Annotated in this window: 12 protein-coding genes; 6 read left to right on the forward strand and 6 right to left on the reverse strand. The window is 33.4% G+C overall.

From position 1 onward, the window contains the following. Positions 1–14: 14 nt before the first annotated feature. From OZP10_RS06920 to OZP10_RS06930, 3 genes are all read right to left on the reverse strand, one after another. On the reverse strand, positions 15–1,325 hold the full coding sequence (locus OZP10_RS06920; protein ID WP_281634037.1) for a porin: 1,311 nt from the start codon (positions 1,323–1,325) through the stop codon (positions 15–17). A gap of 163 nt (positions 1,326–1,488) precedes the next feature. After that, positions 1,489–2,574 carry a sensor histidine kinase gene (locus tag OZP10_RS06925; protein ID WP_177211895.1) on the reverse strand — a complete coding sequence of 362 codons (1,086 nt, stop codon included), beginning with the start codon at positions 2,572–2,574 and terminating at the stop codon, positions 1,489–1,491. A gap of 219 nt (positions 2,575–2,793) precedes the next feature. Beyond that, complete coding sequence (locus OZP10_RS06930; protein ID WP_008465097.1) at positions 2,794–3,477, reverse strand: response regulator transcription factor; 684 nt, start codon at positions 3,475–3,477, stop codon at positions 2,794–2,796. Positions 3,478–3,720: 243 nt separating this feature from the next. Here OZP10_RS06930 and OZP10_RS06935 point away from each other — a divergent pair, with 243 nt between their 5' ends. The 4 genes from OZP10_RS06935 (at position 3,721) to OZP10_RS06950 (ending at position 9,482) form a co-directional block, all read left to right on the forward strand. Next, positions 3,721–6,495, forward strand: coding sequence for a TonB-dependent receptor (locus OZP10_RS06935; RefSeq protein ID WP_281634038.1), 2,775 nt, complete (start codon positions 3,721–3,723; stop codon positions 6,493–6,495). Between the two features lie 205 nt (positions 6,496–6,700). Next, entirely contained in the window at positions 6,701–7,831 is a 1,131-nt protein-coding gene (locus OZP10_RS06940; protein WP_281634039.1) for a hypothetical protein, read from the forward strand. Positions 7,832–8,039: 208 nt separating this feature from the next. Beyond that, a complete protein-coding gene (locus OZP10_RS06945; RefSeq protein WP_281634040.1) occupies positions 8,040–8,378 on the forward strand; it encodes a T9SS type A sorting domain-containing protein in 339 nt (112 codons plus the stop codon). Positions 8,379–8,501: 123 nt separating this feature from the next. Further along, positions 8,502–9,482, forward strand: coding sequence for a LuxE/PaaK family acyltransferase (locus tag OZP10_RS06950; protein WP_281634754.1), 981 nt, complete (start codon positions 8,502–8,504; stop codon positions 9,480–9,482). A 188-nt stretch (positions 9,483–9,670) separates the two neighbouring features. Here the strand turns inward: OZP10_RS06950 and tyrS are convergent, their stop codons facing one another. Beyond that, positions 9,671–10,966, reverse strand: a complete 1,296-nt coding sequence (gene tyrS / locus OZP10_RS06955; protein ID WP_281634041.1) for a tyrosine--tRNA ligase — start codon at positions 10,964–10,966, stop codon at positions 9,671–9,673. Positions 10,967–11,214: 248 nt separating this feature from the next. On the opposite strand from tyrS, the gene OZP10_RS06960 reads away from it, so the two are divergent. Beyond that, positions 11,215–12,450, forward strand: coding sequence for an outer membrane beta-barrel protein (locus OZP10_RS06960; RefSeq protein WP_281634042.1), 1,236 nt, complete (start codon positions 11,215–11,217; stop codon positions 12,448–12,450). Positions 12,451–12,728: 278 nt separating this feature from the next. Then, a complete protein-coding gene (locus tag OZP10_RS06965) occupies positions 12,729–13,730 on the forward strand; it encodes an NAD-dependent epimerase/dehydratase family protein (RefSeq protein ID WP_281634043.1) in 1,002 nt (333 codons plus the stop codon). On the opposite strand, the gene OZP10_RS06970 is transcribed toward OZP10_RS06965, so the two are convergent. Then, the gene (locus OZP10_RS06970; RefSeq protein WP_281634044.1) at positions 13,725–14,216 is read right to left on the reverse strand and encodes a DUF4296 domain-containing protein; all 492 of its coding nucleotides are present in this window, start codon (positions 14,214–14,216) and stop codon (positions 13,725–13,727) included. The two genes, OZP10_RS06965 and OZP10_RS06970, sit on opposite strands and share 6 nt — an antisense overlap. A 6-nt stretch (positions 14,217–14,222) precedes the next feature. Then, the gene (locus OZP10_RS06975; protein ID WP_177211887.1) at positions 14,223–15,563 is read right to left on the reverse strand and encodes a dihydroorotase; all 1,341 of its coding nucleotides are present in this window, start codon (positions 15,561–15,563) and stop codon (positions 14,223–14,225) included. Position 15,564 lies beyond the last annotated feature (1 nt).

Below are 15,564 nucleotides of genomic sequence, written 5' to 3' on the forward strand. Positions count from 1 at the left end.
TAATCTGTGTCTTTTTAGAAGTTAAATTGTGCTTGCAGTCTCAGGACATTTCCTTGTTGTCTGTTTATTGGCAGTGCACTATCTTCAAAAGTCCTGTCTGCTACTACATATTCTGCAGTTAATTCTAATGCTTTGATTGGCTGCCATTCAATACCGAATTCATAATCTCTAACTACGTAGCTTCTAGCATCTTTTTCATATTTTTTCCCTCCGTCATAATATTGAAATTTGGCGAATGGATAAATACGTTGTTTTTTAATATCCCATTTATAGTTTAATAAAATGTAACCTCCGTTCAAATCGGTTTGGTCGATTGTATTGGTAAGTGTATTGTATCGAGGTCCTGTTCCGATATTGTATTCAGTCTGAATACCAAATGGTCTAGGATATAAAACAAAAGTTGCCCCCACTCGCTGATCTTTTACATATTGAGGATCGTTAACAGTAACTCCTGGCGAAACTTCTCCTGTAAAAGCCCATTTACCGGTATAAGCCTGAATTCCTGGTTCTATAATCTGACTTCCAATTACAAAAGGGTATGATACTCTCGTTACTACATTTAAATCTCGATTCCCATCCAATTTATTAGCAATCTGCCCATTATAAACACCAAAGGCAAAAACTCCAAAATCTCCAGAACCTTTATAGCCATCTCTAACCAGCATTTCAAAACGCTGTCTAATTTCGGCTGGAGCCCAATAAAAGAATATCCCTAAATCACGTTCATTTAAAATTGAGCTGTTGATAGCGTCGGCACGATCTAAAGATAAACGCTGTGAGCTTGACTGCATATTTTCGAAGCCGTATGGAATTTTACTCTGTCCAACGCGAACACGATATTCTCTTTTTTTATCAAAAGAAAGATCAAAATACAAATCACGAATCTGTACGAAATTATTAATACCGCTAACTGGAGAACTCGCAAAGTCTGGCTGGAAATAGAAGAATACATTCGGGTGAACTTGTCCTGAAAATACTAAACGGGCACGACGAATAAAAAGTCCGTTGTTTGCTTTGGCATCTGGAGCTGTAGAAGTTGTTCCCCAAGATTTATCACATTGTTCGCAAGAAACTTTATCATTTGTAGAAAAAAGACCATTGTATCTAATTTGTGCATAACCTCTCAAAGAGATTCTATCATACCAATGTTCTTCAACTCCTCCTCCAGATTTAGTTTCCGGAAGTTTCGCTTTATTTATAGAATCTAAAATACGCATTACCTCGTTTTTTACATCCTGTTTGTTTAATTCTTTTTTATCTGTTTCCTGCGCATTAGCAGCAAAGGTTAGCAGTAATAAAACAGCTACTAGTTTTCTTTTTATCATTAGTTCTCTAATTCCCTTAATTTCAGGATGCAAAGATGGAGCACCTATGTTAAGAAATCATTAACCAGATGTTACTATAATAAAAATTTAATGTTATGACCTAAATTCAAATGTTTATTTATTGTTAAACACCTTTGTTTTAGGGCTTTTAACAAAACTGAAATTACGATTTTTTAACGTCAGTTTTTGCTGTTTTATTTGCTTTTTCGAGCGTAAAAGAGAATTCAGAGCCAATTCCGAACTCACTTTCTACATAAACTTTCTCTTTGTGTGCTTCAATAATATGCTTTACAATTGCCAGACCTAAACCAGAACCACCTTCAGATCGTGTTCCGCTTTTATCCACTCGGTAAAAACGCTCAAAAAGTCTTGGAATATTTTGTTTTTCAACGCCTTCTCCGTTATCACTAATACGAATTAAGACTTTTTTCTTGGTTAAATTTACTACGCCAACTTCAGTCAGACCGCCTTCTTTTCCGTACTTAATAGAGTTTACAATCAGATTTTCTAAAACTTGCTGTATTCTGTCCTGATCTCCTCGAATCATTACAGACTGCACATTTTTACTTTCAAAAGCCAATTTGATTTTCTTTTTATCGGCTTTCATTTCAAGCAGTTCAAAAACATTCTGAATTAATTCGACAATATCAAAATCAGTCATATTGAGATCTAAATCGCCCGATTCTAATTTGGTAATCATATCCAAATCTTCTACAATATATATAAGACGTTCTACTCCTTTTTCGGCACGTTTTAAATATTTCTTTCTGATATTTTTATCGTCCATTGCGCCGTCAAGCAAAGTTGAAACGTAACCTTGAACAGTAAATAAAGGTGTTTTCAATTCGTGCGAAACGTTTCCTAAAAACTCTCTTCTATATTGCTCACGGATTTCGAGCATTTCGATTTCTAGTTTTTTATCTGTCGCAAACTTTTTCACTTCACGCGAAAGCGTTTCCATATCGGTATTAATCGGCTGATTGATTAATGTTGTGGATTCTAGCAACGAAACCTCATCGTAAATTTTCTTCACCCTTCGGTAAATAAAGCGTTCTACACGATATTGTAAAACCAGAAAAGAGAAAATATAGATTACGATTATGAAAATTATTCCAAACGCAACTTGATGTTTTAGTTGATTTTTATAAAATAATGACATTAACATCAGTACAAATGCTGTTGTAAAAAGACTGATATACAATGCCGATTTTATGGCGAATTTGTATGTTTTTTTAAAATTAATTTTCATTGAAATAGTTAAATATTAAAACCAATTAAAGATTATTTTTCACCATATAAGTAATATAAGTTCATTTAAAAATAACTTTTTTTGGGAATAAATAATAATTTTGAAAAGCCCATCTTTATCAAAGTCAGACTTTGACAAAAATGAGCTTTTTTATTTTAAAGTAAACTATAATTTTAAATGAACTTATAATACTTATATGGTTCATTTTTTATAGAAATACTAAACTTCAAATTTGTAACCTACACCTTTTATGGTTTTAAAAAGATCTTCGCCTATTTTTTCGCGCAGTTTTCTGATGTGAACATCGATTGTTCTTCCTCCAACCACAACTTCGTTACCCCAAACTTTATCCAAGATTTCGTCTCTTTTAAAAACTTTACCTGGTTTTGAAGCCAATAGATAGAATAATTCGAATTCTTTTCTTGGCAAAGCAATTTCTACATTGCCTTTTATGATTTTGTATTCCTCACGATTAATCTCGATTCCGCCTACATTTAAAGTATCTGTAACAACTTCTTGTTCCTTTAATCTTCTTAACAGCGCCTTTACTTTTGAGACCAATAATTTTGGTTTAATTGGTTTTGTAATATAGTCATCGGCACCTGCATCAAAACCAGCTACTTGAGAATAATCTTCGCTTCTTGCTGTAAGGAATGTTATGATAACATTATTTAATTCAGGAATTTTTCTAATATGCTCGCAAGCCTCCATTCCGTCCATTTCTGCCATCATCACGTCCATAATGATTAATTCTGGCAACTCTTTCTGTGCTTTTGCTATAGCATCTTTTCCATTAGAAGCTGTAACAATCTGATAGCCTTCCTGAGCAAGGTTATAGCCAACGATTTCTAAGATATCTGGTTCGTCGTCAACTAATAAAATCTTAGTTTGTGTTTTTTTCATAAATAGCAAAAATTGAGATTTTTATATCGAAACTTCTTCATTAAACATTCGATATTTCTTATTTCACAGGGTAAATATACTAACAAAAGAACCTTTAAAAAATGGTGTTAACCGTAATTTAATCTCGTAACAATTTGATAATCTTAACAACACAAAAACATAACAAGTCGGTAACATGGACTTCACAGAGCGGTTCTTTCTTTGCACAAAAATAATTAAGACACAAACACAACACTGAAAAAAATGAAATTCAATCTAAGATTTCTCTTTATTGCATTATTTATCTGTACGATTTCGATCGCGCAAAACAAAGGTACGATTTCTGGAGTTCTGACTGACAAAGATTCGAACAACGCAGCTCTACCATTTGCTAATGTTTTAGTTAAAGGTACAAATATTAGCGTAAATACCGACGTTGACGGAAAATATTCGTTAAGCGTAAATCCTGGAAATTATACTTTAATTTTTAGTTTCTTAGGATATGAATCTGTAGAAGCTCCGGTTGCCGTAAAAGCAAACGAAACTGTAACAGTTAACCAAGGGCTTTCTTCTGGAAGCTATACTCTTAAAGATGTAGTCGTAAAATCTTCTGCAGGAAACAAGCAAAAAGAATCAGCATTATTATTAGATCAAAAAAATGCAGTCCAATTTAAAGCTGCTATTGGTGCTGAGGAAATTGCAAGAAAAGGAGTTAATGATGTTGCCAACGCTGTTGCAAAAGTGAGCGGGGTTTCTAAACAAGACGATTCTGGAAATGTTTTCGTACGTGGATTAGGTGATCGTTATAACGTAACTACTTTAAACGGACTTCCGTTGCCATCAAACAACCCTGCAAATAAAAACATTCTTTTGGAAATTTTCTCTACAAACATTGTAGATAACATTGGAATCAGTAAAACTTTTGAAGCTCAAAACTATGCCGATTTCGGAGGAGCTAATATCGATATTAGTGCAAAGAAATTCAGCGGAAAACCATTCATCAGCTTTTCAGTTGGTACTGGTGCAAACACAAATGTTTTAGGACAAGATCATTTTTATCTTCAAGACGGACCTACTTATACAGGATTTAAAAAAGTTGGAGTGCCAGATGCCCCATTATTGCCATATAGCTATGCAACAAGCTGGGACAGACAAGAAAGTAAAAATGTATTAAATGCGTTTTACACTTTATCTGGAGGAAAAAGATTTCAAATAAACGACGAAAGTTCTATTGGTGCTTTTGTTACTGGATCTTTCAGTGCAAAAAACAAATTCACTCAAGGTTACAGCAGAGGAGGAATTACTTCTGATGGAGATATTTATTCTGACTTTATCAGAACAGCTTACAAACATAACACTACAACAACAGTTATGGGTACAGCTGATTACAAAATCAACAAAAACCATTCTATCTTCTTTACTTCTTTATTCTTAAACTCTAGTGAGCAAGACTATAGCGAGTACGAAGGAACTAACATCAACTTTGATGGTGGTGGAGATGCTCAACAGCAAATTAGCGGTTTTATCAAACGTGGAACTTTTGAAAGAACACAATTAGTGGTAAACCAATTAACAGGAAAAAGCAAATTTAACGATCGATTGAATTTAAACTGGGGAGTTGGATACAGTATGTCTGACAGTGCAATTCCAGATCGTATGCAAAACTCTTTCGTGTATGCTCCTAATGCTATTGATTATACATTTTTCACCAATTCAAATATCAATAACCACAGATTTTTTCATGACTTAAAAGAAAATGAAATTGCTGCAAATATTGCTCTTTCTTATAACTTCAAAAAAGGAAGTGATGATACTTACAAAGGAAAAGTAACTGTTGGTTATTCTGGAAAATTCAAAAATGTAGATTACGATATGCAACAGTTTTCGTTCTTCCCGAACAGAACTACAATATCTTTCCCTAAAGAAGATATCCACCATGTAGATAACTATTTAGATCCTGCACATTGGGGTTCATCTTACTCAAACAGAATTCACCAAACATATAATGGAAATTTAGATATTAATGCTGCATTTGTTAATGTTCAATATTCTTTAACTGAAAGATTGAGCGTAATATTAGGAGCAAGATTAGAGCAATTGAATCAGAATGTATTCTATATCACTACAACAGTTCCATCTGGAGGAAACTCTGACGATTCTAAATTCAATATTTTACCAAGCTTAATTTCAAAATATACATTGAATGACAGACAGAATTTAAAATTCTCTGCTAGTAAAACCTATACACTTCCTCAGTTTAAAGAAAAAGTGCCAATTATTTACGAAGATGTTGCACAAGCTTACGAAGGAAACCCAAGATTATACGCTTCAACAAATTACAACTTCGATTTAGGATGGGAATTTTTCCCAAAAGCAAGCGAATTAATTTCGGTTACTGCATTTGGTAAAATCATTCAAAATCCAATCAACGAAATGTTCTTGAATTCTTCTTCAAATGATATTTCTTATGCAAATACAGGAGATAAAGGAACAGTAGCAGGAGTTGAAGTTGAGTATAGAAAAGATCTTTTTGAAATTGAAAAAAGAGATAACTTAAAAACAAAACTTTCTTTTGACGCAAACGGATCATATTTATATACAAAACAAGATCTAAGCAACGAAAAAGTAAACAATGAAAATGATTTTGGAGCGAACTTTACTTTTACATCAAGTAAATTAACAGGAGCTTCTAATTTCCTTGCCAATGCGAACTTATCGTTCTTAAATGAGTTTTCAGAAAACACAGATATTTCGGCGACAGTTTCTTACTCTTATTTTTCAGATAAATTGGCTGTAATCGGAACTTCAAGAGTTGGAAATATGGTTGATAAAGCGGTAAATAAACTAGACTTTATCGTAAATTCAAGTTTGACTAAAAACTTAAAAATTGGTCTTATTTACAACAACATTTTAAATCCAACTTTTAAACGTGTACAAGAACAAGGAGAAGTTCCTGGAAAAGAGTCTGTAGGAGATATTACTGTAACTTCATATAAAGCAGGTTCAGATCTTAGACTTACTTTAAACTATACATTCTAAGAAAAAGATTTTCAATAAATTACAAAAGGCGATTGGTTATTCCAATCGCTTTTTTTTTACCCAAAATTGCAATGTAAATTTTACATTAAGACACTGCGTTTTTACCCCATTATACTTAATAGATTGTTAATATCGTCTTAACTCAGCAAAAACATATGTTCGTTTACTTTGCCTTGAATAAATAAAACAATAAAACACAACAAAAATGAAAAAAAGTTTATTTGCAATGGCTGCAATATTAGGACTTGCTTTAACAAGCTGTAGTTCTGATGATAACAACAAAGACACAAACAACAGTTCTTTTGTTTTAAAGGTTGACGATTTAAAAGGAGAAATTAAAGACGGTACTGTAACTTTAGATCCTACTCAAACTTATACATTAACTGGAGGTTTAGTAGTTAAAGGTGGAGCTACTTTAGTAATTCCTGCTGGAACAGTAATTAAAAGTTCTCCTACTGCAGAAGCAACTTCTTTATATATCGCTGTAGAAAGAAACGCTAAAATTAACATCAACGGTACTGCTGCTAAACCAGTTATTATGACTTCTGGAAAAGCAACTCCTGCTCAAAGTGACTGGGGTGGATTGATCATCGCTGGTAACGGTAAAGTAAACACTGGAGACAATGGAACTTCTGAAGTAGGTGGTTTAAGCTACGGAGGTAATGATAATGCAGATTCTTCTGGAAACATTAACTTCTTGAAAATTTCTTACACAGGTTCTAAATATACTGCTGAAAAAGAATATAATGGAGTTTCTTTCTTCGGAGTAGGTTCTGGAACTGTAGTATCTGATATCTACACTTTCGAAAGTGGTGATGACGGAATCGAATTCTTCGGTGGAGCTGTAAACGCTTCTAACCTGACAATCATTAACTCTTATGATGATTCATTAGATTTCGCTGACGGATGGCAAGGTACTGCTACAAACGTATACATTAAAGGTGTTTCTAAAGCAGGTGTTGAAGGATCTACTAACGCTAAAGATCCAAGTGGAGCTTCTCCAATGACTAACGCTAAAGTTACAAACATCTCTATCGTTAAAGGTGGTGCTACATTCTTAGCTGACGAAAAAGCAATCAACTACAAAGAAGGTGGTGGAAAACAAACTTACACAAACCTATATGTTGCTGACGGAATGCCTGCTGCTTTAACTAAATTATCTGCTGATGCTGGTGTAACTGCAAATCTTGCAGCTGGTAACTTCACTATCACAAACTACACTTTTGGAGCTTCTGTAACTGATCTTACAGGTCCTAAATTGGCTGGAACAAGCACAGGAAACCTAGGAGCTGGTAATGGTGCTGAATTACCAACTTGGGCTAACTGGACTAAATAATAAAAGTTAGATTCTAAATAATAAAAAAGCTGTCTGAAATATTCAGACAGCTTTTTTCATTTTAGCTTTTATAGCACATACAAAATCATATAGTTTCCTAATCACTTCGAATACATAATGTTAAAAACATCCTAAAAATCTAGCATGTTTTTTTTTGGCGTCATTTTTGTAATTTTTTTTGTATATTTACAGTAATCAAATACATGCGATGGCAAAAAACTACTTTTATATTACTTTCTTATTGGCATTTTTCTTTACTGTAAGCGTCTCGGCGCAAGACAGCAAGCAACTACCAAAAACTCAAGAATCTACTTCTATCGAGGGTCTAAGCTTGTATCCTAATCCAGTAACAAATGGAAAAGTCTATATCTCATCTAAAAACGATTTAGAGAAAGAAATTATTGTGTTTGATATCTTAGGTAAAAAAGTATTGCAGGCACATTTAGTCTCAAGAGAACTAAGTGTTACAGAATTGCCACCAGGTGTTTACATCATCAAAATAAGCGAACAGAACGCATCGGCAACACGAAAACTCATTATACGATAAAAAAAAGCTCCTATGGAGCTTTTTTTGTTTTCTGTCACAGTTTTCAGTTTATGTACTCTGCTGAAAACTGTGACTGAATACTGCGACTGAACACTAAATATAATATCTTTGCAAAAAAAAGTTTTGATTACAGCCAGCGATATCTTTACCATTTCAAGTCAGAAACAATTTGAAAAAATAGCATTAAAAGTGTTTCGTTTTCAGCATGAGAACAATAAAGTGTATCGTGAATTCTGTGATTTTTTGAATGTTAATCCACAACAGGTAAAATCACTGCAGCAAATTCCTTTTTTACCCATTCAGTTTTTCAAAAGTCATGATGTCGTTTCTAATACAGATCCTGCACAAGTAACTTTTACCAGCAGCGGTACAACTGGAATGATTACCAGCAGACATTTAGTAACCGACGTTTCCTTATATGAGGAAAGTTATCGCAAAGGATTTTCTCAGTTTTATGGCAATATTGAAGATTACGTTGTTTTAGCCCTTTTGCCGTCTTATTTAGAACGCGAAGGCTCTTCGTTAATTTATATGGTCGAAGATTTAATAAAACTCTCTAATCAGCCTGAAAGTGGGTTTTATCTACACAATCACGACGACTTAATCAAAAAACTTCTTGAATTAGACGAAGCAGGCCAAAATGTAATTCTAATTGGTGTTACTTATGCTTTGTTAGATTTAATTGAAAAACACAAATTCAACCTTCAAAACACCATTATTATGGAAACTGGAGGAATGAAAGGAAAAAGAAAAGAAATGATTCGTGAAGAATTACATGAAATACTCTGCAAAGGTTTTGGAGTTTCATCTATTCATTCAGAATACGGAATGACCGAACTTTTAGCACAAGCGTATTCTTTAGGCGATGGAATTTTCGAATGTCCGTCTTGGATGCATATTTTAGTACGAGATCCAGAAGACGCTCTCACTTACGTGAAAGATGGAAAAACTGGTGGAATCAATGTAATAGATTTAGCCAATATCAATTCATGTTCTTTTATAGCGACGCAGGATTTAGGCAAAAAATATTCGAACAACTCTTTCGAGGTATTGGGACGTTTTGATAATTCTGATATTCGTGGGTGTAATCTGATGGTTTTATAAAAAAGTTTAATCGATGATTTGGTTAATCGTTTAATCGATGATTTTTTGGATTAATCAAACGTTTCTAGCGACGAAATATTCCTACGGAATGATTAAAAAAATCCCAATATTCTTTTCGAACATTGGGATTTATATATTTCATGTAAAAGATTTTGCTGAATCGATTAAACAATTAACCGACTAAACAGTTAAACAACTCTTATTACAAAATAATTTTTCTTTCCGCTTTGTAATAAAACGAATTGATTGTTAATTAAATCATTTGCTGTTAAAACAAAATCTTCTTTTATTTTTTCTCTATTTACAGAAATTGAGTTTGCTGTTAAAGCACGTCTCGCCTCTCCGTTAGATTTAAAAAAACCTGTTTTTTCGTTTAAAACTGAAATGATATCCAATCCGTTTTCTAAATCGGCTTTTGCGATTTCAGCTTGCGGAACTCCGTCAAAAACTTCTAAAAAAGTAGCTTCATCCAGTTTTTTCAAATCTTCTGCAGTTGAATTTCCAAACAAAATATTTGAAGCCTGAATCGCTTTTTCCAACTCTTCTCTATTATGAACAAAAACAGTAATTTCTTCTGCCAGTTTCTTTTGTAAAACTCTTAAATGCGGAGCCGTTTTATGCTCTTCAATTAATGCATCGATTGTTTCTTTATCTAAGAAAGTAAATATTTTGATGTATTTCTCCGCATCAACATCTGTTGTGTTTACCCAAAATTGGTAAAATTTATAAACAGAAGTTTTATCTGCATCTAACCAAACGTTTCCACCTTCAGATTTACCAAATTTAGATCCGTCTGCTTTTGTAATCAAAGGAGTTGTTAAGGCGTAAGCTTTAGCATTCTCTCCTCCCATTCTACGCACTAATTCTGTTCCTGTGGTAATATTACCCCATTGGTCAGAACCACCCATTTGCAGAATACAGTTGTTGTTTTTATATAAATGATAGAAATCGTAACCTTGAATTAACTGATATGTAAATTCTGTAAAAGACATCCCCTCACCTTCTCCGCTAAATCTCTTTTTCACAGAATCTTTAGCCATCATATAATTTACGGTGATTCTTTTTCCAACTTCACGTGCAAAATCGATAAAAGAGAATTCTTTCATCCAATCGTAGTTATTCACCATTACTGGTGCATTTGCTTCGGTTGAATTAAAATCTAAGAAACGAGACAAAACACTTTTGATTCCAGCTACGTTTTTAGCTAGAGCTTCTTCGTCAAGTAAGTTTCTTTCATCAGATTTACCAGAAGGATCTCCAATCATTCCTGTTGCTCCACCTACTAAAGCGATTGGCCTGTGACCAAAATTCTTTAGATGAACCAATAAAATAATCTGAACCATACTTCCGATGTGCAGTGAATCTGCTGTTGGATCAAAACCGATATAGGCAGTGGTTGCTTCTTTTAGCAATTGTTCTTCCGTTCCAGGCATACTATCATGGTATAACCCGCGCCATTTTAATTCTTCAACTAGATTCTTCATTTTTTTAAATAATTTGCGCAAATGTAATCAATGTCAATGGCAATCACAAAAAGCAATTTCATTATCAACAATAAAAAGCCATTTCAATATAAAATTTAATCATTTAAGCTAAAAACATGATACTGAGATTAATTCGAAAAGTCACTTTTCTCAATACAAAAGTCCAAAGGATAAAAAAATCTATTTACGGAAACACGTAAAAATCTATTTCATTTTTTCTTTAGATTCGCCCACCAAAAACTACCAAAATGAAAAAAACTTTTTTACTTATTCTTTTTCTTTATTGCACATTGAGCAATGCACAGGTTTCTTTTGAAAAAGGGTACTTTATTTCCAACAATGGAATACGAACAGAATGTTTCATCCGAAACTTAGATTGGAAAAATAATCCAACCGATTTCAAATATAAGTCCCAGATTAATGACAATGATTCCAAAACAGAAACCATTGCTAATGTTCAGGAATTTGGTATCGACAATACTGTAACTTTCAAAAGAGCCAAAGTAAAAATGGATCGTTCCAGTGACAATTTAGACAAACTATCAGAAAGCGGTCAACCTGTATGGGAAGAAAATACTCTTTTTCTAAGATTATTAGTTCAAGGAGAAGCAACACTATACTCGTATACTGACGGAAATCTTATCCGATATTTTTACGAAACAAAGAGCATTCCATTAGAACAACTTACGTATTTAAAATACACTTTGACAAAAGGAGATAAATCAACCGGAGAATTAAAAGAAAATGATTACTACAAACAGCAATTAAACAACAATGTAAGATCAGCCAATACAGCCGATAGTGAGATTACGAATCTAAAATATAAAAAGTCTGATCTTACCAGATATTTTCTAAAATACAATAATACCGACAACAAAACAAAAAGCGGTGTAATATCCAAATCTAGTAAAGGTCATTTTCATTTAAAAATAACACCTGAACTTAGTTTTATCTCAGGATCTATGAATGATGGAGACAGTCCGTCAATAGATGTAAATTTAGATAGCAATACTAACTTAAAAATAGGCTTGGAAGCAGAATATCTTCTTCCATTTAACAATAACAAATGGAGCCTCTTTTTAAACCCAGCTTATCAAAAATACGAAACCACTAAACAATACAGCAGACCAGGTCTTTTTGCGGGATCTCCTTCTATAACTCGTAATATAGAGATTAAATACTCCAGCATCCAGGTTCCTATTGGATTGCGTTATTATTTTCTTATCAATAATAATTCAAAAGTTTTCATAAATGCCGCTTACTCTTTTGATATCAACGGCAAAGCAAGTTTATCTTTTGATAAAAATACAGAACTTGAAAGTAAATCGGGATCTAATTTCGCTTTTGGAGTAGGTTACAACTTTAAAAACAAATTCAGTGCTGAGATTAGAACAAATACCAAAAAACAGCTATTAACGGATTACAATACCATTTCTGTTGAGTACAAAGCCATTGATTTGGTATTTGCATATACTATCTTCTAATACACAAATCGAAACTTCACAAAAAGACACTAAAGCAATGGATAAACATTTGTCCGTTGCTTTAGTGTTTTAAATAATTTGCGCAAATACAAGCAATGGCAAAAAAATCTGCCACTAAGTGGCAAAATTTTTTATTTCTATAAAGTTTACGTTAAGCCTTCACAAGAAAAAGCAAAAACTTTGCGTCTCAGCGCCTTTGTGGCAAAAAGAAAAAAAACCTTTGCAACTTTGTCCCTCTGCAACTTTGCACCTTTCCAACAAAAACTTATCTTTACAACATGATATTAGTAACTGGCGGAACAGGTTTGGTAGGGTCACATTTATTGCTTCATTTAATAGAAAATGGAGAAAATGTTCGGGCAATTTACAGAACCGAAAAGAGTATCCAGAAAACAAAGTCGGTTTTTGATTTTTATAAAAAAACAGATCTATTTGAAAAAATCAATTGGCTTGAAGCCGACATTCTAGATATACCTACGCTTGAAACTGCTTTTATCGACATTAAACAAGTATATCACTGCGCAGCATTTATTTCATTTGATCCGAAAGACGAAGAAATCCTGAGAAAAACCAATATTGAAGGAACCGCAAATATGGTCAATTTTGCGATCGCCAAAGAAACAGAAAAGTTTTGCTATATCAGTTCGATTGCTGCTTTAGGAGATATTGCACCTCACGAAACACATATTACCGAAGAAACAGACTGGAATCCTGAAAAACCGCATAGCGATTACGCCATTTCTAAATATGGTGCCGAAATGGAAGTTTGGCGCGGGCATCAAGAAGGGTTAAATGTTATTATTGTAAATCCAGGAGTAATTTTGGGTCCGCTAAAAATGATGGATATTTTTGATGAAGGCAGCAGCGAGATTTATCGTAAAGTTTCTAAAGGACTTTCGTTCTACACGCTAGGAAGTACAGGTTTTATCACTGTTGATGATGTGGTAAAAACCAGTTATGAACTAATGAGAAGCGATATAAAAAATGAACGCTTTACACTCATCGCAGACAATATTGTTTTCAAAGATCTTTTAAACACTGTTGCTGATGCTTTAAAAGCAAAAAGGCCTCATATTCATGCCACACCTTTTTTAATGAATTTATTGTGGATGGCTGACGGAATATTTGTTACTTTATTTTTCAGAAAAAGAAGCATTACAAAAGCAACTGCAAAAGCTTCGTACTCAAAGAATCTGTATAGTAATGAAAAAATAAAAACCGCTCTAGGAACGGTTTTTACTGATATTCATAAATATATTTTAGAAAGCTCTAAATTATAAATCTCTTCTGTGCTTTCTTTTTGCCATCTTAATTGAATCGATGTTAACTTTCGGAATTCTTTTTTGAACCGAATCCTTCGAAACCTCTTTTATTTCTTTGGGCTTATTTTTATTTGCTTTAGCCGCTTTCTTTTCATCAATTTTAGCTAATGAATCTGCCGCTCTCTGGTTTACAGCAATTCTTTTATTTACCACATCAAACATGTCTTTATAACTATCGTAATCAGAAGCATAATACATATTGTTCTGTGCAAATTGAAGACTGTCTACTTTGTATTTTTTTAAAATAAATTTCGTCGGATCATTATCTATAGAGTCCAAAGACAATGGTTTTTGATAACGCATTGCTTCCAAAAGAGATAAATCATACATAATATCGATCATCTTATCTTTCTCAATAAGCTTTGCAGGTTGTTTTACCACCTCTTTTTTACAGCTTATAGAAAGAAACAAAACCAATAGTATTACTATAAAATTCTTCATCATCTTTTTTTATCTGTCAAACAATAATCTTTTTCCAGCTCTTGTATCTTTTACTTTGAAATTATTATATACCAATTCTCCGTTTACAAAAGTATGCGTAATTCTAGATTTGAAAGTATAACCTTCAAACGGAGACCATCCGCATTTGTATAAAATATTTTCTGGTTTCACGCTCCAAGGCAGACTTGGATTAACGATTACTAAATCGGCGTGGTAACCTTCTCTAATAAAACCTCTTTTTTCTATTTTGAAAATCTTGGCTGGATTATGGCACATTTTCTCCACGATTTTCTCCACACTAATTTTTCCTTGATGATGCGCTTCAAACATTGCCACAACAGCGTGTTGTACCAACGGACCTCCAGAAGGAGCATTTAAGTAAGACTGCTGTTTTTCTTCTTTTGTATGTGGAGCGTGATCTGTTGCAATTACGTCAATTCTTCCGTCATTTAAAGCTTTCCAAAGTTCTGCGCGATCTTCGGCAGTTTTAACCGCAGGATTCCATTTAATGAAATTTCCTTTTGTTTTATAATCTTCATCCGTAAACCAAAGATGGTGTACACAAACCTCAGCAGTGATTTTTTTATCTTCTAACGGAATTTTATTAGTAAACAATTCCATTTCTTTCGCAGTTGAAAGATGGAAAATATGCAATCTTGCACCTGTTCTTTTTGCTAAAGCTACTGCTTTTGACGAAGAAATATAACAAGCTTCTGCACTTCTAATTAAATTGTGTGCCGTTACAGGAACATCGTCTCCGTACTGTTCTTTAAAAGCTGCAAGATTATTTTTAATCGTAGTTTCGTCTTCGCAGTGAACCGCAATTAGCATTGGAGTGCTTGAAAATATCTTTTCTAAAACCGCTTCGTTATCTACCAACATATTTCCTGTAGACGAACCTAAGAAAATCTTAATTCCCGCAACATTCTTTGGATTCGTTTTTAAAACTTCTTCCAAATTATCATTTGTTGCCCCCATCATAAACGAGTAATTCGCAAATGATTTTTTTGATGCAATCTGATATTTATCTTCTAAAATTTCCTGAGTAACCGCATTCGGAACTGTATTCGGCTGTTCGATAAAAGAAGTAATTCCTCCCGCAACAGCTGCACGAGATTCCGATTCGATATCACCTTTATGAGTTAATCCAGGCTCTCTAAAATGCACTTGATCGTCTATTGCTCCCGGCATTAAATAATTTCCTTCAGCATCGATTACGATACAATCTGAAGTTTTTAATGAAATGCTGTCTGCAATTTCAACAATCAAATCGTTTTCAATTAAAACATCACCTTCAAAAATTGTCCCTTCGTTTACAATTTTGGCATTTTTTATTAAAATCCTGTTCATT

The organism is Flavobacterium luteolum, from assembly GCF_027111275.1.
In the GTDB taxonomy this organism is placed as follows: domain Bacteria; phylum Bacteroidota; class Bacteroidia; order Flavobacteriales; family Flavobacteriaceae; genus Flavobacterium; species Flavobacterium luteolum.

Bases quoted from the DNA above. Each gene is read 5' to 3' on its own strand.
- OZP10_RS06920 (WP_281634037.1), bottom strand. From the start codon at position 1,325: ATGATAAAAAGAAAACTAGTAGCTGTTTTATTACTGCTAACCTTTGCT.
- OZP10_RS06925 (WP_177211895.1), bottom strand. From the start codon at position 2,574: ATGAAAATTAATTTTAAAAAAACATACAAATTCGCCATAAAATCGGCA.
- OZP10_RS06930 (WP_008465097.1), bottom strand. From the start codon at position 3,477: ATGAAAAAAACACAAACTAAGATTTTATTAGTTGACGACGAACCAGAT.
- OZP10_RS06935 (WP_281634038.1), top strand. From the start codon at position 3,721: ATGAAATTCAATCTAAGATTTCTCTTTATTGCATTATTTATCTGTACG.
- OZP10_RS06940 (WP_281634039.1), top strand. From the start codon at position 6,701: ATGAAAAAAAGTTTATTTGCAATGGCTGCAATATTAGGACTTGCTTTA.
- OZP10_RS06945 (WP_281634040.1), top strand. From the start codon at position 8,040: ATGGCAAAAAACTACTTTTATATTACTTTCTTATTGGCATTTTTCTTT.
- tyrS (WP_281634041.1), bottom strand. From the start codon at position 10,966: ATGAAGAATCTAGTTGAAGAATTAAAATGGCGCGGGTTATACCATGAT.
- OZP10_RS06960 (WP_281634042.1), top strand. From the start codon at position 11,215: ATGAAAAAAACTTTTTTACTTATTCTTTTTCTTTATTGCACATTGAGC.
- OZP10_RS06965 (WP_281634043.1), top strand. From the start codon at position 12,729: ATGATATTAGTAACTGGCGGAACAGGTTTGGTAGGGTCACATTTATTG.
- OZP10_RS06970 (WP_281634044.1), bottom strand. From the start codon at position 14,216: ATGATGAAGAATTTTATAGTAATACTATTGGTTTTGTTTCTTTCTATA.
- OZP10_RS06975 (WP_177211887.1), bottom strand. From the start codon at position 15,563: ATGAACAGGATTTTAATAAAAAATGCCAAAATTGTAAACGAAGGGACA.